The following is a 21,804-nucleotide window of genomic DNA, read 5'->3' as shown; positions in this document are numbered from 1 at the left end:
ATTTTGTACATGAAATCATTGAGAACTCCCATAGCGTAATTCACAACCTCAGCCCGAACTAAAATGTCATTTATTTGTAACTGCCCTATAAATCCTTTGTTGATTTATTAATTTTTGGCTTTTCTTCAGACGACTTGAAATATTTATAAGGATTATTTTCTATACCACTCTTGACCAACTGGGATAAACATATTTGTTTCAAATATCCACAAGACAATTTGATATAGTTGGTAAATTTATCTTTCTAAAAAAAATTTTAGAAACAATTCAACTAATGAATTGGAAAAATTGACATCGAACCAGGATAGCAATAAACCCTTACATATTGAGCGGTCAGAATTGAAATTAAATTTAACTAGGACAATGATTTATCTTGCTATCAATACCTTGTCCATAAAATTTCCCTGGACTCCTTTTGCCATCAACACATAAAATCCGTTTGGCCATTCGTTAGTTTGAATCCTGGTAACATCATTTTGAAGCGACTCTCTCAATACGGGTCTTCCCTGAGTATCTGTCACCACCAATTCCAATGGATGGCCTACATTCATGTTCTGCAAAACAACAATAAGTTCATTTTTTGCCGGATTTGGATACACTAAAAATGGCTCATCCAAACGCTCATCGCCAGTAGAAACGGTATAACTCAAATCTGAGGATCCTGCTTGCAAGATGTTCTTGTCGTTTTCCTGGATCCAGGCTATGACCTCGAGATTAGAAAAATCTTCAATACAATGTTCTGTCTCCAGGTTGATCATGTTGGCTGTTCGACCATCAATGGGAAGTCGGTAATTGCCTGGAACCAACCAGCTAAAGTTATAGATGATGTTGGTATCTCCCTGGATTTTGGGAATGACAAATCCTGCTGTATCCGGTAAAAATTTCTTTAATACATGATAAAAAACGGTTTCTCCATTACTTTTCATGTTTTTAGTGGATTGCTTTTCGCTGATCGCTACAAAAAGTTTTGACGCACTGTTTATTGGGGCTTCCCCTTTTATTTCAACTTCCACTTCAATTTGCTGACCTTTTACAGATCCTTTTGGCAAAACCTGGAAAAATGAAGGAATTGATTGAAGCGAAAGGAAACTTTCATCAGTATAACTTAATGCACTGTTGCCTGTAGCCCCATCAATGACCAGGGAAGGAATGGCATTGTTTCCTATATTGTAATATCTGCCTCTTGAAGCAGCTTCAATCGTATGATAAGGATCTCCTCCCTGAGGACTGGCCATTGGATATCTGAGCAACGCGAACAACCCCAGATTCTGATTGAATATTTTTGAAATGGTATCATATCCGGAACGACTCTGCATCGATGTAGGAGATGCAAAGTACTCGTGCATGAGCACCCTGTTAAAAAAAGTATCGTTGACGATAAATTGAGAACTCAAGGTGTCGTCTGATGGCAGAATTGCTGGTTGATCATTGATTTGTCCAATCCAAGACCTGACATTTACCAAAGCGAATCCTGTAAATGTATTTTGCAAAGCAGTTGGATGCGTAAGCGTGAATTCTTCTAATGGAGCAATGTTCAATCCGCTTATTTGTGCATCAAAAACAGGTCCATTACCGACCTGGTAATGGTAGCTTAGTTTCTGAATCGGATTTTTACCAATGTTTTTAAAACGTCCGACAAGGTCAATTGGAAATTCTCTGAATAGATAATAATCTTTGAATTGCTGACTTTGCCTTTCAACATCGAGATCAGGTTGCTGTCCGGGAATAAACTCGTAATAGACATTATCCTCGGTGGTTGGCAGGTTTTGATTTTCACTGGAATAATCGGGAGACCCGGGTACCATGTATGCCAGGGTTGAATCGATCTGAATGCCCAACGTCAGATTTGTTTTATCGGTACAATCCACATTGTTTTGCCGGCAAACCGTGCGTTGATCTACCAGGAATATTTTATTGGTGGTTTCCTCAAGCACGATAGAAACATAAATATGTCCACCGGATTTTAGATTGTGCTCGCTAAATGAATTGTATGAAATCCAGAGTTGTCTATGCGGTTCTTTCCCAAAAGTCCTTATCACAATATAATCACCCTGTAAAGCACGTAGTCCCCAGATACAAATCGAACTGTCTGGAATCCTGGACGTGGGAAGTGCAATGTTGTTTGAATCCACCCTTAAGCTGGTGCGCGTATTAAACGTCAAAACACCGCTTGTGGATGCCTTGTAATTTCGCACCAGAGCGCCGTTAAAATAAAATTTAAATGGTACCTGGAAGGTTGCAGACCAATTACCGGAAGCCTGGGGTCCCTGCAAGATGGTCATCCAACCAGCTGTGAGTCCGCCATTTTGAGGCAGTTCTGCATCTTTATTCAGATCACCTGGGTTTTTGCCGTTTTGAACAGGGGGAAGCAGATAATACTGCGCATCCAAACTAATAAATAAGAACATAAAAGCCATCAGGATCAGGCCTCTGAGAGAGAGATTATACATTACCATGCGGTAAAGATAATCAGCCCGGGAATGAAATGCTATGTTTGACTATACCAGGCGAAAATTTTAACAATTCAAGGAATAATCAAATGGAGCTTATAAGAGTACCGAAAATGTGAATTTATAAGCTTACTTTATTAATAATTTCAAAATAGCAAGTTTTAACAGGTTCTCTTTGAATCCAATTTAGCATCGCTTACAAATGTTAGTATCAATTTAAATGGAATAAAACTGATGGATCATTGATAAAAGTACATATTTAAAAATAAAGCTCCTTTAAACATTGTGCAGGTATTAAGAGCATCATACAAACTTTTTCTTTTATAATCATTAGAGCTCTTTTGCCTTTAAACCTTTCCTGGAAATGTAGCCCGGACAAGAATCGAACTTGTATCTAAAGTTTAGGAAACTTCTATTCTATCCATTGAACTACCGGGCCATTTATTTATCCGGGGGAGATTCAGCTTATAACCCGGAACAGCGCACAAATTTAAAAGGATTCACAAAATTCATCAGACAGAATTCTTTGTTTGAAAATGCATCAAGTCTAATACGCCATCTGCATTTTCGAAATCTTCCCTTTCATTCGAAGCAATAATGACCGTTCTTGCAAGACCATGTTGAGCCAATAAATTCCGGTACCATTCTATGGCTTTCGCATCGAGGTTCGTCAAAGGCTCATCGAGCAACAACACCCGACTTCTGCTCAAGATGGCCAAAGCAAGCCTGAGTCGTTGTTTCATCCCGGAAGAATACGATTTGATCCACTTTTTCTCATGGCCTTTCAAATAGCAGAGATCCACAAATTCCTCTTCATTCATGTCGATATTCAACTTCCTGAACTTTTTATGGTGTTTTAATAACTCACCTACGGTAAAATAATCATAAACCTCTGCATAGGGAGCCGCATAGCTCAGTTCCCGGAACCACAGATCCTCCGGCAAAATTTGATTGCCGTTCACATACATTACCTTCCCTCGAGAAGGAGGGATCAATCCAGCCAGAATTTGAAGTAAGGTAGACTTCCCGGAACCGTTGGGGCCGGCAATTCCGTAAATTTTTGAACTTTCAAAATCGTATTGGATGTTTCGGAGCACCCATTGCTGTTGAAACCTTTTGTACAATTGGTCAATGCGGATGTGCATGCCGTTTAACTTCTGTAGCCTTTCATCAGCCCACGGCTCGAATTTCTGACAAATTCAAGAATGGTGTCCTTTTCAGGAGAATCAGGGAGTTCCACTTCTATTGCTTTGATCGCTTTGCCGATGTTCTTGAATTTTACAAACATGTACCTGTATATCTCGTGAATGCGATTCACCTGATCAACAGAAAAACCTCTTCTTTTTAATCCAATAGAATTAATCCCCTCATAAGAAAGAGGATCTCTAGCAGCTTTGGTAAACGGTGGCACGTCTTTCATAACCAGAGAACCTCCTCCGATCATGGCATGGGCCCCTATTTTAACAAATTGGTGTATGGCCGACATCCCTCCAACAATTGCGTGATCCTCAATTTCAATATGCCCGGCCAGATTGACACTGTTTGCCAGGATGACGTTATTACCAACCAAACAATCGTGCGCAACATGCACATAGGCCATCAACAGGCATCGGGATCCAACCTTGGTGGTCATGGCAGCTTTTGTTCCTCTGTTGAGCGTACAACATTCGCGAATCACCGTATAATCTCCAACCTCGAGCAAGCTGTTTTCTCCTGCGTATTTGAGATCTTGCGGAATGGCTCCAACAACAGCTCCGGGAAAGACCTTGCAATTATTGCCAATTCTACTGCCATCCATGATCGTTACATATGGACCGATCCAGCAGTTTTCGCCAATGATCACATCCCCCTGGATGGTTGCAAAAGGCTCAACGACAGTTCCCTGACCAATTTTGGCATTGGGATGAATGTTACTCTGAACTAAATTCATGTTCCTCTTTTCGCGATTTGTGCGGTTAAGTCGGCTTCACAAACCACTTTACTTCCTACATAAGCCGTGCCAAGCATTTGAACAATTCCTCTTCTGATAGGGGCGGCCAATTCCATTTTAAGAATTAAGGTATCCCCGGGTACTACTTTTTGCTTGAATCTGGCATTGTCTATTTTTAGAAAATAGGTATCCCACTGCCCCTTGTCTTCTACGCTCGATAATGCCAAAATGCCTCCCGTTTGGGCCAATGCTTCAATTTGAAGCACCCCGGGAAAAACGGGATTCCCAGGAAAATGGCCTTCAAAAAAAGCTTCATTGCCGGTAATATTTTTAATTCCAACAACTTGTTTTTCACTCAGCTCGATGACCTTATCCAGCAATAAAAAAGGATACCGGTGGGGCAACAAGCCTTTTATTTGCTCGATATCGTAAACTGCGGGTTTGTCGGGATCATAAACAGGCATCCCCGACAATCGGCGTTGCTCGATCATTTTTTTCTTGAGAATCTTGGCAAACTCTACGTTGAGTTTATGCCCGGGTTTCTTGGTGAGGATGTTTCCTATAATGGGCTTACCAACCAGCGCAAGATCTCCGAGCACATCCAGCAATTTGTGCCGCGCGGGCTCGTTGTCGAAATACAATTTGATAGTATTCAACACCCCTTCTTTTTCAACTTTGACACTGGGCTTGTTTAGTTTCCTCGCCAGTTGATCCAACTCCTCCTGATTCATCATCCGGTCGACGATGACGATGGCATTATTCAAATCACCACCTTTAATCAAATTTTGATCGATCAGTTTTTCGAGTTCGTGAAGAAAAACAAAAGTTCTGCAAGGAGCTATTTCCGTTTTGTAATCTTCTATGCGATCCAGGCTGGCATATTGTGGTGCGATGATCTTCGAATGAAAATCGATCATGGTGGTAACTTCCAGCTTGTCGGATGGCATTGCTAAAAATTCTGCTCCGGTTTCCGGGTCTTCAAAAGAAATGGGCTCTGTAATTTTAAAATACTCCCTTGTGGCATCCTGGTAAACTCTGCCAGCCGATTCCAAAGCGTTAACAAAGTCGATTGCACTGCCGTCCTTAATGGGAATTTCAGGGCCGTTCAAAAGGATCAGAATATTATCGATCTGTAATCCTACCAACGCCGACAAAACATGTTCAACAGTCCATACCTGGGCTTCGCCTTCCTGAAGCGTGGTTCCCCGGTTTGTTGAGATAACTTTAGAAATATCTGCAAGAATGACGGGTTGGCCTTCCAGATCCATTCTTTGAAACCGAACACCGTGGTTTTCCGGAGCCGGCTGAAAGGTCATACTGACAAATGAACCCGTATGAAGCCCAATTCCATCAATTTGTATTTGTCTTTCTATAGTGGATTGTTTGCAACTGACATTCATGATTGGTTTGATTTAAGCTTGTCTTCCAACGCTTTGATTCTTTTGACTAACTCAGGCAGGGATTTAAATTCTGCATAGGACCTTAAAAATGCCAGGTATTCGATTGCGGGAGATCCATACCACTTTCCTTTAGGCTTTTCCAAGGAACTGGCTATCCCAGATTGAGCCTGAATTTGGGTACCGTCGGCTATGGTGAGATGTCCGGCTATGCCAACTTGTCCGCCGATCTGGCAAAAGGATCCGATCTTTGTACTCCCGGCAATACCGGTTTGAGCAGCAATAACGGTATGTTCTCCGATCTGGACATTGTGTGCTATTTGGATGAGATTGTCTAATTTACAACCATTTCCGATCCGGGTAGCCCCCATGGTGCCTCTATCGATTGTAGTGTTAGCCCCAATTTCTACCGAATTTCCAATTTCAACATGGCCGAGCTGTGCAATTTTTTGATAATTTCCACTCGCATCAGGAGAAAAGCCAAATCCATCTGAACCAATCACTACATTGGAATGAATAATACAATTATCACCGACTACGCAGCCCTTATAAATCCTGACTCCAGGGTAGATAAGCACGTTTTTGCCCAGCGTTACATCCTTGTCAATAAAGACCTGGCCATGTATTTTCGAGTGGTCGCCAATGACACAGGATCCTGAGATGACTGTAAAGGGGCCAATACTCACATCATTTCCAATTTGGCAGCTGCTCTCTATTTTTGCTGTAGAATCTATTCCTGTATATTTGTTTTTATTCTCTTCAAAAGCATTCAGCAGCTTACTCACCGTGAGGTATACGTTTTCGACCCGGATTAAGGTCGGATTCACTTTTTCCCTCGGCTGAAATCCCTTTTCAACCAGCACGGCCGAAGCCCTTGAAGCGTAAAGAAAAGATTCGTACTTCGGATTGGCCAGGAAGGTAATACTGCCCTCACCCCCTTCTTCGATTTTACTGGGATGGGTGATTATTACATTCGGATCCCCTTCCAGTGACCCTTCCACCATTCTGGCTAATTCGCCCGTAGTTATTTTCACGGCTCAAAATTAGCAAATAGCTTCCAAAGCTTGTATGCTTATGGAATTCCTCCAATCTGTAAATCCTTTTACCTTTGTAAGATCCGATCAATAAAATGGGACAGAAGACAAAAAAAGTAAAGCACACGCCGACCGAAACGGTCAAAGTGGCTCAGCAAGAATCAAAAATCCCTGGATTGAACTATCTGCTGGCATTGCTGGCTTTTAGTTTTATCATTTTTAGCCCCTCCCTAAAATGCGATTTTGTCAACTGGGACGACGATCGCAACGTTTATGAAAACCCTATGGTAAAAAACCTTGACGTCAAAGGTATTTTTACCCAAAATGTCATCGGAAATTATAATCCGCTAAGCATTTTAAGCTTTGCTTTAGAACACCATTTCTTTGGAATGGATCCTATGGTGATGCATTTCACCAACCTGTTTCTGCATTTATGTTGTATTTTCTTTGCTTACCTTATTTTTTTGAAACTGGGCTTGCAAATCAGATTTGCACTGATTGCGACAGCACTATTCGCATTGCATCCTTTGCGCGTTGAATCGGTAAGCTGGATTACTGAACGCAAAGATGTGCTTTATGGTTTCTTCTTCTGCAGCGCTCTCTGGTTGTATTTGAAGAATTTGGAAGTGTACAAAACTTCAAGATCAATTTTTATATTCATTTTATTCATTCTGGGTCTGTTTTCCAAAATACAAATGGTGAGTCTCCCTTTGACTTTCCTTGCCATCGATTATTGGAAGAATAAACCCTTGAATTTTAAAAGGATTTTAGAAAAATGGCATTATTTCCTCGCGGCAATTTTATTCGGTATTCTTGGTATTCTATTTCTCAAAGAACAGGGCTCGCTGGAAACGAACGATGCTGTTCACAGTGGTTTTGCCCGTTTGTTTATAGGCAGTTACAGCCTTCTTGTATACCTCATCAAGTGGCTGATTCCATTTCGGATGTCTCCATTATATCCCTATCCGGAATCCTTAACCATCTGGCATTATATATCTATGCCCGTAGCCCTGGCCATCCTGGCATATCTGTTTTATGCATTTAAAAAAGAGCATAAGCCTTTGGTTTTTGGAATGTCGTTTTTTCTCGTCAACATTGTATTTCTTTTACAAATCTTAGGAGCCGGGCAGGGATATCTCGCAGACCGTTTTACGTACATCGCGTATTTGGGTTTGTTTTTTATAAGCGCATATTATCTGCAACAATGGTCTGCGCTAAAAACAAATCTTTCAAGTATACTCATTGCCGGAACTTTAATTTACTTATTGACCTTATCCTTTTTGACTTACAACCAAACAAAAATCTGGAGAGATTCCGGTACACTTTGGACCCATGTACTTCAATATTATCAAAACACTCCTCTGCCTTATAACAACCGTGCAAATTTTTACAGAGACCAGAAAAAATTTGACATGGCGTTGGCAGATTACAGCAATGCGATACGATACAAAGCAGGCCACGCGACCTACAATAGCAGAGCCAAATTGTATTTTCAAAAAAACGAAGATGAAAAAGCATTGTTGGATTACGACAAAGCCATCAGTCTGCATCCCTCAGCAGAATATTATGTAAACAGAGGTGCAGCGAAAGCAAAACTGGGAAGGACCAATGAAGCATTTGGGGACATCAACAAAGGAATCCAGCTGGACCCCAAATGGAAAACTGGATACCTAAACAGATCTATACTTTTTAATCAAAGGGGACAATACGATAAAGCGGCAGAAGATATAGACAGTTATTTAAAATTGGATCCTTCCAATGCAGATTTGTGGTACGAAGGAGGACGCTGTTATCGCGCCATACGGCAATTCGACAGAGCGATTGAATACTACACCAAAGCGATCAGATTAAAACCAAACATGGGCTTGTTTTACCTTGAAAGAGGAAGAACTTACCAAATTATCAATAAAACCGCTCTGGCTGATCAGGATCTGATAAAAGCACAACAATTGGGCGAGAAGCTTCAGTAAATAAGGACATGTTAAAAACGCTCTACATCAAAAATTATGCACTCATCGATGAGTTGGATATATCCTGGAATCAGGGACTGACTGCCATTACCGGCGAAACAGGCGCAGGTAAATCCATCATCATTGGAGCATTACAATTGGCAACCGGCCAGCGTGCTGACAGCAAAGTAATCAGGGTGGCTCAGGAAAAGTGCATCATCGAAGCCAGTTTTCAAGTTCCGGATCATTTAAAAAGTAATCTCATGGCAGATTATGATCTGGATGACAACGACGAAATTTTATTGCGAAGAGAAATTTATCCAACTGGAAAATCCCGCTGTTTCGTAAACGATAGTCCGAAATTACTCTCTGAACTAGAACAAATTGGCAAACAATTATTGGTCATCCACCAGCAATTCGATCATCTTGATTTTTACGATCGAAAATTTCAATTGGATGTCCTCGACAATTTTGCCGGCAATCTATCGCTAACAGCCGAATACAAAAAGCACTATGATCAATGGAATGAAAAAATAAAAGAAAAAAAAGAACTCGAACTGAAAATCCGCGAATCCAACAGAGAAAAAGAATTTTTAAGCTTTCAGTTAAACGAACTGAACCAGGCAAAACTTCAAGACGGCGAACTGAGTCAGCTCGAACAAGATTTGTTGCTGACTTCAAAAGCAGATGACCTGAATACATTCAGTAGGCAGATCTGCGATCACATCCAATCTGAAAATGGAATCATCGATCAACTGCAAAACAGCTTAAATCTTTTGAAAACCATATTGCTAAACGATCAGTTACAGGGCATTTACAACAGGATGGAGCAAGTAAAACTCGAATTAGCCGATCTTTCCAGAGAACTCGAGCACATTGCAGATCATTCTGAATCAAACCCGGAAAGGCTATTGCAATTGCAAAGCAGAGTGGATCTGCTGAACAGCCTGTTAAAGAAACATAAATTGCAAAGCGACACGGAACTCATTGCCTTAAGAAATGAAATTCAGGGCAAGCTTGATCTTATGGAACATTCTGACGAGGAACTCGAAAAAATTCAATCGCAAATCCTGCAACTGGAAGATTCCTTAAAAAATACGGCAACTCAGCTCAGCATACGTCGTAAAAAAACAGTAAAAGACCTGCAATCCAAAACCACTGCCATATTGCAGAAACTGGGTATGGAATTTGCCAGATTTGAAATTCAACTCACTACAGACCAGGGTTTGATGGAAACCGGTAGTGATGTTGTTGAATTTCTGTTCTCTGCAAATAAAGGAAACAGCCTTAAAGCATTAAAGGATCAAAGTTCCGGTGGTGAATTGGCAAGATTCAACCTGGCTATCAAATCGCTGATCGCAGGAAAGAATGATACGGGTTGTTTGATTTTTGACGAAATAGATACGGGAGTATCCGGACAAATCGCCTTACAAATGGGCAATATTCTCAAGGATATCTCAACCCGGCAACAGGTAATCTGCATAACACATTCTCCTCAGGTTGCATCGAGAGCACCCCACCATTATTACGTTTATAAACAACATCAGGACAAATCCAGCGAAACACGAATTAAAATATTGAATGAAAAAGACAGAATTGTCGAATTGGCCAAAATGTTAAGCGGAGAACCCCCTAGCAAAGCCGCATTAAGTAATGCTTCCGAGTTATTGCAGATGAGCTTCAATTAATCAAAGTTAAAAATGATAGGCTAAAGAATAGTTAAAGGTCTATTTTTGCAATGTAAAAATGAATATCATGTCAAACAATCTTTTAACAGGAAAAAGGGGAATTATATTTGGCGCACTGGATGAACAATCCATAGCCTGGCACGTTGCAGAAAAATGCGTAGCACAGGGAGCACGAATTACGCTGACCAATGCACCGGTTGCTTTGCGGATGGGCAAAATTCAGGAGCTGTCGGCTAAATTAAATGCCGAATTGATTGGCGCAGATGCTACATCTGTTGAGGATCTTGAAAATTTACTCAGGCAGAGCATGGAAATTCTTGGTGGAAAGATTGATTTTATTTTGCATTCAATTGGAATGTCCTTAAATGTTCGAAAAGGCAAACCTTATACAGATTCCAACTACGATTTCATGCAAAAGACATTCGACATCTCTGCGATATCATTTCATAAACTCATGCAATCAGCAATGAAGCTCGATGCAGTAGCAGAAGGGGGATCCATTTTAGCGTTGACTTATATTGCTGCACAAAGGGTTTTTCCGGATTACGGTGAAATGGCAGAATCGAAAGCGTTGCTGGAATCTTTTGCAAGAAGTTTTGGTTACCATTTCGGCAGTTTAAAAAAGGTAAGAGTGAATACCATCTCACAATCCCCTACCTGGACTACTGCAGGATCAGGCGTCAAAGGATTCAAGGAATTTTTCGACTATGCCGATAAAATGAGCCCACTTGGAAATGCATCTGCTGATGCCTGTGGTGATTATTGCGTCGTTATGTTTTCGGATCTAACAAAAATGGTTACGATGCAAAATTTATATCACGATGGAGGATTTTCTCACATGGGCATGAATCCGGCAGTTTTAAACTTGTGAACATGCACAGAACACTCTTTTATTTAGTTTTCACATTCATCGGCTTGCAGGCAGGCCATGCACAACCTCAAAAAATGAAATTGCTGGGACATTGGCGCGACAGCACCATTGTGGGTTCAGCTGCTTACGACAATGCATTTAATGAAGCCTGGGGCCTCGCCGTGAACGGCCATGAATATGCAATAATAGGTTCTACGGCAGGCACGCATTTTATTGACATTACCAACCCTTCCAAACCTTTTGAACGTTACCGATTTCCCGGTGCATTCAATGGAAAAGGTGTCATACACAGGGATTACGACGATTACAACTGCATGCTCTATGCCGTTTGCGATGAAGGCAACAGTACACTTCAAATTATAGATTTTTCCAACCTTCCCGACACCGCATTTATAGTTTACGATTCGCGGGAATTTATGACCAGAGTCCACAACATCTATCTCGATATTCCTAAAGCCCGCCTATATACTTGTGCAGAATCCAGTGATGCTGGATTTAAGGCTTTAGGGCTTTATGATTTGACAGATCCTGCACAGCCAAAGTTTGTCGGGCACTATAACAGATTCGGCGATATAACAGCTTCCCACGTTCACGATGCATATGCTAGAAATGATACCGCTTATCTCAATTGCGGTAACGATGGGTTTGCCATCATGGATTTCAGCGATGCCTCCAATCCGAAAGCATTATTTACCGCTAAGCCCAACGAATATCCACATTCGGGATACAACCATTCGGGTTGGCTGACTCCGGATGGAAAAACCTATGTCATGGCTGATGAGAATCACGGTTTGCCACTTAAAGTATATGATCTTACAGATCTTGCAAATTCCAAAGTGGTTTCATTGCTTTATGCAAATAAAGATACAGCTGTTGGCATACCACACAATCCCCTGGTTAGTTGTGATTATGCATATGTATCCTATTATTACGACGGATTACAGGTTTACGATATTTCAAATCCAAAAGAACCAGAGTTGCTTTATTACTATCCTACTTCCCCTTTAAAAAACGATAAAAGCTACAAAGGCTCCTGGGGTAATTATCCTTATTTGCCATCGGGAAATATTGTGATTGCCGATATGCAAAATGGACTTTTCGTTGTAGAGGGTATTGAAAAAGCTTGCAACTCGGTTTACAACTGCCTGAGAGTTTCAAATAAAGAAAAATATAATAAATTTGAAATTCAGATTTTTCCTAATCCAGCAAACGAACGTTTGTCAGTAACGCTTCCTGATGGGCTTCAAGCAAAATCGTATTCTATCCATTCCTTGACCGGAACAATGGTTGAACTTCAGAATGTTGTTGGAGCGAATTTTGACATTCCTGTAATCCAATTGAGTAATGGGATTTATTATCTGACTATACATACAAGTACAAATCAAATAATCAGGGAAATCTTTATTAAAGCTTAAAACCTGTTATCAGCATACGTTCTTACGTTTATCGGCATATGAATTCTATCCGCCAGTTTGTAATTTCTGTCCTGGTTGTTGCATTCCATTTGCAACTGTGCGGCCAGTCTGTTCCGGATTCTGTCGCAAGGCCAAAATCCGACAGCATCAAAACGGCTCCTTTGAAATTGCAATTATTTTCAGCGAAAGATCCGACCCAGAGAATCCAGCTCGATACACAGATTTCTTTGTTGCCGGAGTTAAATGAATTTGGACTTGCATTGCCAAATGCTTACACCATTCGTTATTATCACTTTGACCAAAGTTACAACAGCAGGATATTTCAGCATGGGCAAAACAGTATTTCTCAAAAAAGAGCCTATGCAGAAAATTATGAATTCATACTTCCCAATCAGGCTTATACGGAAATCCAAACCAACCGATGGCGTGCGCTAAGTAATTCACAGGCAGGATTTCAGGATAATTTTGACATCAGTCTGATTTTTGCTTCTGCGTTCAGAAATAACATCACCTGGAATTTTTCATACGACCGCCAGATTTACAAGGGAATCTATTCGCATGAAAAACAACGGAACACCTTATTCACTACAGGTCTTCACTTCGGATCTCAAAATGGAAATGTTCAAACCAGTCTTATTTATACCGACGAAGGTCATTACCTGGAACATAACTGGGGTATCCAATCAGATACTTTTCTGACCAATCCTCAGTTTTCGGTGAGAGAGTCTGTACCGGTCAATCATCAGTCTCCATTAACAGAATCTTCGGGGAGAAACATTCAGTTAAATAATAGCATAAGGCTGAAGAAAGATAGTTCCCGTGCTTTTTCCTCCATCCATTTAAGAAGCACTTTGAGTCGTTATACATCCTCTTATTTGGATCCAGACAACAGAGGAATTGATTCGCTTTATTTCAGCTACGCTGTAGACAGCATCATCAATTTAAACGCCGAAGAAGACCATTGGCAAAATATATTGTCATTTCCGTTGCTCGCCGGTTACCGACAAAAATTGGATTTGAATCTAAAGCACGAATGGCAATCCTTCAAAACCGGGCTTGCTGAAAATACAAGAACAGCTGTTAGCCTGGGATTCAAACACCGATATGCGATCAACACGGAGTTGGTGCTTGAAACCGAAGGAGGCTATTCATTTAGCGATGAAATAAATTATCCTGAATTCAGAATATTGGCCGATTATAAAAAAGCAAACCGGCTCTCTGCTCAAATGAATTTGTTCCACGTACAACGACCTGTGCCGAATATGTATTCATCGATTAATCTAAACGACAGTATAAGCATTCCTGCTGCAATCAACAATCGGGATTATACTATAAACGGCCTGAGTTTGCTATTGAATCACCACTCTTTATTAAAGCCTTACTTCCATATCGAATACAAGAATTACAACCGATACTTTTATTTAGGGCGCGATGCACTTTTATCGGAAATTTCTAAAACCAACATTTTACAACTTAAGGCGGGAATGGAGTTACGTTCCGGTATTTGGGAGGGAAAGATTTCATGTGTTTACCATAAAATGGAGCCGGATTCCATAGGTGTAAATGGCTGGCTAGTACACAGCCAGTTTGGAATTGCTTCGCCATTGTTTCGCAATAAAGTATTTACAAAACTGGGATTAAAAAGCAGTTACGCAGATTATTCAGGCTCACCCGGATATTTTCCCTTGCTGCAACAATTTTACTTTACCGGGAAGGCCGGAAAACCGATTTATACCCTAGGAGTGTATGCCCATTTCAAAGTCAAAGATTTTCAATTTAATCTGGATCTGGATCAGCTTGATTCTTTCTGGGAGAAAAACAGAGTCGGCTTTTTCCAGGGCTACCCCATTTATGATTTCATGTTGAGGATGGCAATATCATGGAGGTTTTTGAATTGAGCTGCTTTCCATCAGGGCTAATCATCAAGCGCATTTGGCAACCCACACTCCTAAATTCACAGAAAAATAAGAAAGCCGTTCAGGTTTCTACTTTGCCTGCAAGTGTTAAACTTATGAATTTAAATGTTAAAATTTGATTTCATATATTTTAACAAGCTAAATTAGTTGCTGCATTTGCAGTTCAAAAATGGTTATTAAGCTAAATGAATAATCCTGAATGATTCATCAGTTCAAATTTGCGGTTATGAGCAATTTTAAATTCTCCATTTATTTTATTTCAATATTATTAGCTCCCCAATTAAATTCTCAAAAATGGAATCCTCTTAATGGTCCAGACGGTGCTCTGATCACCGCAGCTATCATTACTAAAGAAAATGCGAACATTTATTGTGTTACATTGGCAGGAGATATTCTTCTTTCCAGAGATAAAGGAGTGAGTTGGGAGAACACCAACAATGGTTTAGTAATTACCCGACAGGAAGCATTTTCTTCTGTTTTAAAAGAATCTCCTGATGGGATAATCTATTTAAGGACATTATCACGAATCTATAAATTAGAACCCGCAACACAAGAATGGAAAATAATTTTAAATGGAATAGTTGTTTTAGATTTTGATTTCTCTCCTGATGGTAAACTAATTTATGCTGGTAATCAAAGGGAATTATACCTCTCCAGTAACGGCCAGCCATTTGATTTGGTAAACACTTGGTTTGCAGACAATATTAAATTTCTTTGCTTAGGAAATGACCATAATCTAGTAATTCGGTCATTGGGTTTGAATGATATCATTTGGGCATTTAATGACGATGGAAGTAAATTGCAAATGATTTCAGATTCAAGATGTTGCAGAAGTATATTTTACCATAATAAAGACTCCACACTCTATGACCTATCAAGTGAAATAAGGACAACAAAAGATTTTGGGAACAATTGGCAAGTTGTTACAAGTCCTGAGCACTTGAATTTTATCAAAATGTTTGAATTGCAAGATAGCAGTTTGTTACTTCTATCGTTATTTGGAAGTCTTGAATTTTATAATTCTATAGATCAAAGCAGAAGTTGGAAACTTGTATATTCAAATCATTCCAATTTTATATATGACATCGAAAAGAATTCGATTATTACTAAATCCAATGATGATCATATTCTATTTTTAATCGATTCAGATCTATACATTACCAATCCCTCCGGCAATTTAACAAAAATTAAATTCCCTTTTAACCAACTAGATGTAAAGGACTTTTTTCAGTACAATTTGAATCATATGATATGCAAAACATTATCATCATATCTACATTCAAATGATGACGGTTTAAGCTGGAATGCTCTAAACCCTCCAACTAATTTTTCTAATTTTAAAATTCTTGAGGATGGTACTTTTACCTGGATATCATCCACTTCTATTTTCTTCAGCAATGCTTATTTTCAAAACATTGTAGAGAAGCCACTACCTACACTGGCATTATCCAACACAAACTTCTTTATAGACAATCACAATAACATCATTTACATATCAGACAATCAAATATACATCTCCAGCGATAGAGCTGCCACATTCACACTACTTGGTGAAAATACTATCTTCGATGATTTCTATGTACTCTACATATCTCCGCAAAATATTTTATATGGAAGTAATGGTGTAGACGTCATTTATTATTCTACAGATTATGGTATCTCCTGGCATTCTTTTAAAGTAAATGAAACACGTGGTTTGGATCGAAATATAAAATTGACTCACAATAATATATTTTATTGGTATGAAAGAGATTCAAATCTCGTTAAAAAACTATGGTATAGTCCTGATTTTGGAAATACTCGTAAAAACTTAAATACAACAAACGACGAAATTATCTCAATCATTGACGAATACGATAATGTTTATACTTATAAAAGTTCTGATCCAGTAATTTTAAAAATCACGAATACACTTTCCAATTTGATCAGAGAAATCTCACTAAAAGACCTGAACATAAATGCAGACGGTTTCAAATTATTTCGAGGAGAAAACGATTATTTGTATGCACTAGTGCCTTTTAAGCCTATTTTTAAATACGAGGAGAAATTAACCTCAACAAATTCTCTGCTCTCCGGGAGAATAATGATCGATGAAAATGCCAATTGCAAACAAGACTCCTTGGAGGATAAAACTCAAAGATTTCAGTTATTGCTTAAGTCAGCGAAATACAATATTACAATACCAGTCAACGATTCTGGCTCGTTTTCGGCTAACCTCCCATCAGGTCTATACAACATGGAACTTCACTCGCAATCCCCCATTTGGAAATCGTGTAATTTTCCAAGTAACTTTGAACTAAAGGCTGATTCCACAAGGATTTATAATGAATTATTGGCACAACCACGTGAATTTTGTGCAGATATTTATTCTAGTTTGGTATTCAGCAGGTTGAGAAGATGCAATATCCAAAATCTTGCATATTTGGAGATTAGAAATGCTGGTGTGCTATCATCATTCAATACTGAGGTCAACATTGTATTTGATGATTATTTCGAAAATATTCAGGTCAACATTTCACCTGTTTCGAATCTTGGAAATTTATTTAAATTTATCATTCCAGAAATTGAACCAGGTCATTCGATAACATTAATATTTCGATTTGAAATTTCTTGTTCCGCCCAATTAGGACAAGAGCATTGCATCCGGCACTTTATTATCAATCAGCAAAAATGCAATTCCTTTGATCCAATTACAGATACATTGATAACCTGCGAAAGAAATGTGGGTTCGTTCGACCCCAATGACAAAATGGTTTATGTAAACGGAAAGCAAACGGATAAGTATTTTGAAGCAGACACCTCTTTCGCTTATTTAATCAGATTCCAAAATACTGGGTCTGATACGGCATTGAATATTAGAATAACAGATCAACTTTCAACTTCTTTGGAATGGTTAAGCTTTAACGCCATCACAGCCAGCCATCCCAATACTTTCAAAATTCATGAAAACGGAATGCTTGACATCCAGTTTAATCAAATTTATCTTCCGGATAGCAACATCGATGAACAAAATTCGCATGGCTATTTTTTATACTCAATAAAACCAAAGAAGCAAGTTAAATTAGGGACATTCGTTTATAACACAGCAGAGATTTATTTTGATTTTAACGAACCGATATCCACAAATATCTCGCGAATTAAATTCGATAAATCTACACATATTTCAGAGTATAAATTCCGATTAACAAATAAATTAATCAGCATTCCGAACCCTGCCGATCAGTTTTTAGAAATTTTAATTCCTTCTCAATGGAATTCTGAAAATATCCAAGTCACATTACACACAACAGAAGGTAAGCTCTTGCGAAAATGGTTCAGTAACGAAAAATATATACTAGTTAAAAGAGAAGATCTGCAATCTGGAAGCTATATCCTGCATTTAAAAAATTCATTGGGTGACAATGCATACACCATCATGGTCTTTAAGTGAAATAATCAACCAATTTGGTGTTTTAGAATTATCATATGAAGTTAAAATAACAACAGGTCGTTGGTTTGAGTTTAATGTGCAAAGAAATTGATATCCAATTTCTAACAATATTTTAAATCGGGTATTACTCCTGATGTGATGTCAGATTTCAGTACCTTCAATAAACTTCAGGTTACCTGCAACTATCCTTTATTAAGTTTTTATTACAGTTCTTATTAAGTTAATGTTTACTCGAAGTTGAATCAAAACTTCTGGAGAATCCTACAACTCAAACGTTGGACGCAGTGAAGTGCCTTCTCCCTCTTCGTAGAATTTCAATACTTCTTTTACAACTTCCTCAGGTGTATCTACTATGGGCATCAGACCCAGATCTTCTTCGCTCACGTAGTTAAATTGTTCGAGCATGGTTTGTTGTATCCAGGCCTTTAAAGGATTCCAGAAGGTTTTGCCAACGAGAATGATAGGAACTTTATGAATCCGACCGGTTTGGGTTAAGGTAAGTACTTCAAAAAGTTCGTCGAGCGTACCGAATCCACCGGGCATGGCAATAAATGCCTGTGAATATTTAACAAACATGACTTTGCGTACAAAAAAATAACGGTGCTGAACATTTTTATCGGAATCAATAAATAGATTGTTCGATTGCTCAAATGGCAAATGAATATTCAAACCGACGGAAACTCCCTTATTCTCAAAGGCACCTTTGTTGGCTGCTTCCATAATACCCGGTCCTCCACCTGTAATCACGCCAAAACCTTCTTCCACCAGCGCCTTGGCTATTTGACTGGCAAGCTGGTAATGCGGATGATTTTCTCTAACCCGGGCAGATCCAAAAATAGATACACAAGGACCAATCCTGTTTAAAGTTTCAAATCCATCCACAAACTCTGCAAGGACTTTAAACATTGTCCAGCTGTTTTCACCTTTGAGTTGCGACCATTGTTTTTGTGTTTTCATTACATGCTGAATTGAGTCGGGTATAAATATAAAGCAGAAAAAATGAAATGAACCTTGCACAATAAGGCTCCATAGAAATTCTATCAGAACAATATAAGAATGAAATCCCGATTAGATACTAAATTTCTCAGGCAGGAGTCTTAAAGGCCTGAAATTCTTTTTTGATGAAGTCGTTGAGTTCCTGAAGGTTGTCGAATTGCTCAAACAATTCGCGGAACCGATAGCTGCGTTGACTGGCCGGAATGACGTAATCCAATACTTCTTTACGCCCGATTTTATTTTTAGAGAGGATGATCAATCGTTCCACGACATTTCTCAGTTCGCGAATGTTGCCCGTCCAGTTGTATTTCTGAAGTTCTTCAATTGCAGCATCTTCAACTTTTTTGACCGGCATTCCATATTCGTAGCAAATCAGATCGACAAAATAATCAACCAGCAATGGGATATCGTCTTTGCGATCGTTGAGCGAGGGAACTTCGACAATAATTACGGCCAGACGGTGGTAAAGATCTTCTCTGAACCTGCCTCTTGCAATTTCTTCCCGGAGGTCTTTGTTGGTTGCTGCAATAACGCGCACATCTACCGGAATTTCTTTATCTCCTCCAACACGGGTGATCCTGTTTTCCTGCAATGCACGCAGCACTTTCGCTTGTGCCGATAAGCTCATATCCCCCACCTCATCGAGAAATAAAGTCCCGCCATTGGCAAGTTCAAATTTTCCAATGCGCTGCTTAATGGCTGAAGTAAAAGATCCTTTTTCGTGACCAAATAATTCACTTTCGATCAACTCAGACGGAATCGCCGCACAATTCACTTCCACGATGCTTCCGCTGTTGCGATTGCTTTTTTCATGGATCCAACGGGCTACCAATTCCTTACCCGTACCATTGGGTCCGGTTACGAGCACTCTGGCATCGGTTGGAGCAACCAGATCTATCGTTTCTCTGACCTTAAGTATGTGTTTGGATTCACCAACGATTTCCTGAACCTTAATTTTGGAAACTTTCTTCTGGAGTACTTTCTTTTCGGAAATCAGGGAAGATTTATCAATAGCGTTGCGAATGGTGATCAACAACCTGTTGAGATCGGGAGGTTTCGAAATAAAATCAAATGCTCCTTTCTTTACCGCTTCCACTGCGGTATCGATCGTTGCGTGTCCGCTGATCATCACTACGGGTGTATCGGGAGCCAGTTGCTCGATCTTATCGAGTGCTTCCATACCGTCCATTTTCGGCATTTTGATGTCCAGTATAATAACATCAAACTCCTTCTGTTTGAGTTTTACCAGACAATCCAGACCGTCCAGAGCCTCTTCTACTTCATACTTTTCGAGCAAAAGGATATCCTTTAATGCTCTCCGTATGGCCTGTTCATCATCTACGATTAAAATTCTAGCCATGCCTTTAGTCGACTTCTATTTGAACCTTGTAGTTTAAAAGACAAAAATAATACTCTGGTTGATATTTAGTTACAAATTAGTAAAATATTTTATATGTATTGTTAAAATTCACTTCTAAGAATGGCTCCGAATCCTAACATGATAAAATTTAAATGTTTATGAGCCTGGAATTCAAGGTCTCAGGCGGGTTCCACGCTCATAGCCAAAAAGGCCATAAGGGCTGCTCCGACCGGCAGGCATTTTTCGTCCACATCAAAATGCGGATTATGAACCGACACTTCCCTCCCAATTCCAGTTCTGTAAAATACAGCCGGTATTTCTCTTGAATAATATGCGAAATCTTCCGAAGTCATTCGAGTCGATAAATTCTCGACCTGTTCATCGCCCAGGAAATGGCGGGCAAGTTCAGCGCATTGTTGAGTAGCCCGTACATCGTTTAATAAGCTTGGATATCCCAAATCAATCTGAACCTTTGCATGACCTCCATATTCAGTACAAATCGCCTGAACTACCTTGCGGATCTCTGTATGCAATTTATAGCGCAGTTCTTCATTCAGACACCGGAAGGTCCCTTCGAGTTTTACTTGTTCGGGAATGACATTGGTGGCACCCCCTGTCGAATTGAACTTTCCAATACTCAAAACAATTGGATTTTCATCCGTGTGATTTTCATTGACCAGCTTGCGCAAAGCAAGTATAATTTCTGAAGCCATCAGAATTGGATCCACACATAAATGTGCCAAAGCGGCATGTCCGCCTTTGCCAATAATGTCTATATACAATTCATCGCATGAGGCCATAAACTGACCCGCTTTCATTCCAATGACTCCTGTTGCCATTCCAGGTTGTACATGTTGCCCGATGATAAGCTGCGGCCTGGGATTGTCCAAAACACCCTCCCTGATCATCACAGATGCACCTCCAGGCAATTTTTCTTCGCCGGGTTGGAAAATAAATTTAACAACACCCGACCACTGCGATTGCATTTGCTGTAGTAAAACCAAAGCACCAAGCAACCAAGTCATGTGCACATCATGACCGCAGGCATGCATGACTCCTTCATTTTTAGAAACATACGAACAACTGTTCATTTCCTGTATAGGCAATGCATCCATATCAGCACGTAATGCAATGACCCGATCAGATTGACGCCCTCCTTTCAATGTGCCTACTATTCCGTGTTGTGCCTTTCCCGTTTGGAATTCCATCCCGTATTTCAATAAAATCTTCTGAATAAAAGCCGATGTGTTCTCTTCCTGAAACGACAATTCCGGCCAACTGTGCAGGTGACGCCTCCAATCTACAAGCTGATCTTGAAGTAATCCTGCCAGTTGTTTTAGTTTGTTGATATGCGGCCGACGTTCCATT

14 protein-coding genes and 1 tRNA gene are annotated in these 21,804 nt (G+C 39.7%); 6 read left to right on the top strand and 9 right to left on the bottom strand.

Annotated features, from left to right (window positions below):
- Positions 1-368 precede the first annotated feature (368 nt).
- The 6 genes from IPM34_07340 to lpxD all read right to left on the bottom strand — a co-directional run bounded on the left by IPM34_07340 (position 369) and on the right by lpxD (position 6,811).
- On the bottom strand, positions 369-2,450 hold the full coding sequence (locus tag IPM34_07340; GenBank protein ID MBK8955353.1) for a T9SS type A sorting domain-containing protein: 2,082 nt from the start codon (positions 2,448-2,450) through the stop codon (positions 369-371).
- A 367-nt stretch (positions 2,451-2,817) separates the two neighbouring features.
- A tRNA-Arg gene (locus tag IPM34_07335) sits at positions 2,818-2,889 on the bottom strand.
- Positions 2,890-2,962: 73 nt separating this feature from the next.
- Positions 2,963-3,595 (bottom strand): ABC transporter ATP-binding protein, encoded by a 633-nt coding sequence (locus tag IPM34_07330; GenBank protein ID MBK8955352.1) that lies wholly within the window; start codon positions 3,593-3,595, stop codon positions 2,963-2,965.
- A 5-nt stretch (positions 3,596-3,600) separates the two neighbouring features.
- The gene (lpxA, locus tag IPM34_07325) at positions 3,601-4,380 is read right to left on the bottom strand and encodes an acyl-ACP--UDP-N-acetylglucosamine O-acyltransferase (protein MBK8955351.1); all 780 of its coding nucleotides are present in this window, start codon (positions 4,378-4,380) and stop codon (positions 3,601-3,603) included.
- Positions 4,377-5,780, bottom strand: a complete 1,404-nt coding sequence (locus tag IPM34_07320) for a bifunctional UDP-3-O-[3-hydroxymyristoyl] N-acetylglucosamine deacetylase/3-hydroxyacyl-ACP dehydratase (GenBank protein MBK8955350.1) — start codon at positions 5,778-5,780, stop codon at positions 4,377-4,379. The genes lpxA and IPM34_07320 overlap by 4 nt, the downstream gene beginning before the upstream one ends.
- Positions 5,777-6,811, bottom strand: coding sequence for a UDP-3-O-(3-hydroxymyristoyl)glucosamine N-acyltransferase (gene lpxD / locus IPM34_07315; protein ID MBK8955349.1), 1,035 nt, complete (start codon positions 6,809-6,811; stop codon positions 5,777-5,779). Before lpxD ends, IPM34_07320 begins: the two co-directional genes overlap by 4 nt.
- A gap of 176 nt (positions 6,812-6,987) precedes the next feature.
- On the opposite strand from lpxD, the gene IPM34_07310 reads away from it, so the two are divergent.
- From IPM34_07310 to IPM34_07285, 6 genes are all read left to right on the top strand, one after another.
- Entirely contained in the window at positions 6,988-8,781 is a 1,794-nt protein-coding gene (locus IPM34_07310; protein MBK8955348.1) for a tetratricopeptide repeat protein, read from the top strand.
- Positions 8,782-8,789: 8 nt separating this feature from the next.
- The gene (recN, locus tag IPM34_07305; protein MBK8955347.1) at positions 8,790-10,448 is read left to right on the top strand and encodes a DNA repair protein RecN; all 1,659 of its coding nucleotides are present in this window, start codon (positions 8,790-8,792) and stop codon (positions 10,446-10,448) included.
- A 67-nt stretch (positions 10,449-10,515) separates the two neighbouring features.
- Positions 10,516-11,319, top strand: a complete 804-nt coding sequence (locus IPM34_07300; protein MBK8955346.1) for an SDR family oxidoreductase — start codon at positions 10,516-10,518, stop codon at positions 11,317-11,319.
- A gap of 2 nt (positions 11,320-11,321) precedes the next feature.
- On the top strand, positions 11,322-12,734 hold the full coding sequence (locus IPM34_07295) for a choice-of-anchor B family protein (GenBank protein ID MBK8955345.1): 1,413 nt from the start codon (positions 11,322-11,324) through the stop codon (positions 12,732-12,734).
- A 38-nt stretch (positions 12,735-12,772) separates the two neighbouring features.
- On the top strand, positions 12,773-14,632 hold the full coding sequence (locus IPM34_07290; protein MBK8955344.1) for a hypothetical protein: 1,860 nt from the start codon (positions 12,773-12,775) through the stop codon (positions 14,630-14,632).
- 244 nt (positions 14,633-14,876) lie between these two features.
- The gene (locus IPM34_07285; protein ID MBK8955343.1) at positions 14,877-18,080 is read left to right on the top strand and encodes a hypothetical protein; all 3,204 of its coding nucleotides are present in this window, start codon (positions 14,877-14,879) and stop codon (positions 18,078-18,080) included.
- Between the two features lie 261 nt (positions 18,081-18,341).
- Here IPM34_07285 and IPM34_07280 read toward each other — a convergent pair whose 3' ends face one another.
- From IPM34_07280 to IPM34_07270, 3 genes are all read right to left on the bottom strand, one after another.
- On the bottom strand, positions 18,342-19,037 hold the full coding sequence (locus IPM34_07280; protein MBK8955342.1) for a TIGR00730 family Rossman fold protein: 696 nt from the start codon (positions 19,035-19,037) through the stop codon (positions 18,342-18,344).
- Positions 19,038-19,164: 127 nt separating this feature from the next.
- A complete protein-coding gene (locus IPM34_07275; GenBank protein ID MBK8955341.1) occupies positions 19,165-20,436 on the bottom strand; it encodes a sigma-54-dependent Fis family transcriptional regulator in 1,272 nt (423 codons plus the stop codon).
- Positions 20,437-20,615: 179 nt separating this feature from the next.
- Positions 20,616-21,803 (bottom strand): amidohydrolase, encoded by a 1,188-nt coding sequence (locus IPM34_07270; GenBank protein MBK8955340.1) that lies wholly within the window; start codon positions 21,801-21,803, stop codon positions 20,616-20,618.
- Position 21,804 lies beyond the last annotated feature (1 nt).

The sequence above is a fragment of the Saprospiraceae bacterium genome (assembly GCA_016716185.1).
GTDB lineage: Bacteria > Bacteroidota > Bacteroidia > Chitinophagales > Saprospiraceae > Vicinibacter.
Note: the sequence above shows the minus strand (reverse complement) of the source record. Positions and strands in the feature narration are given on the sequence as shown.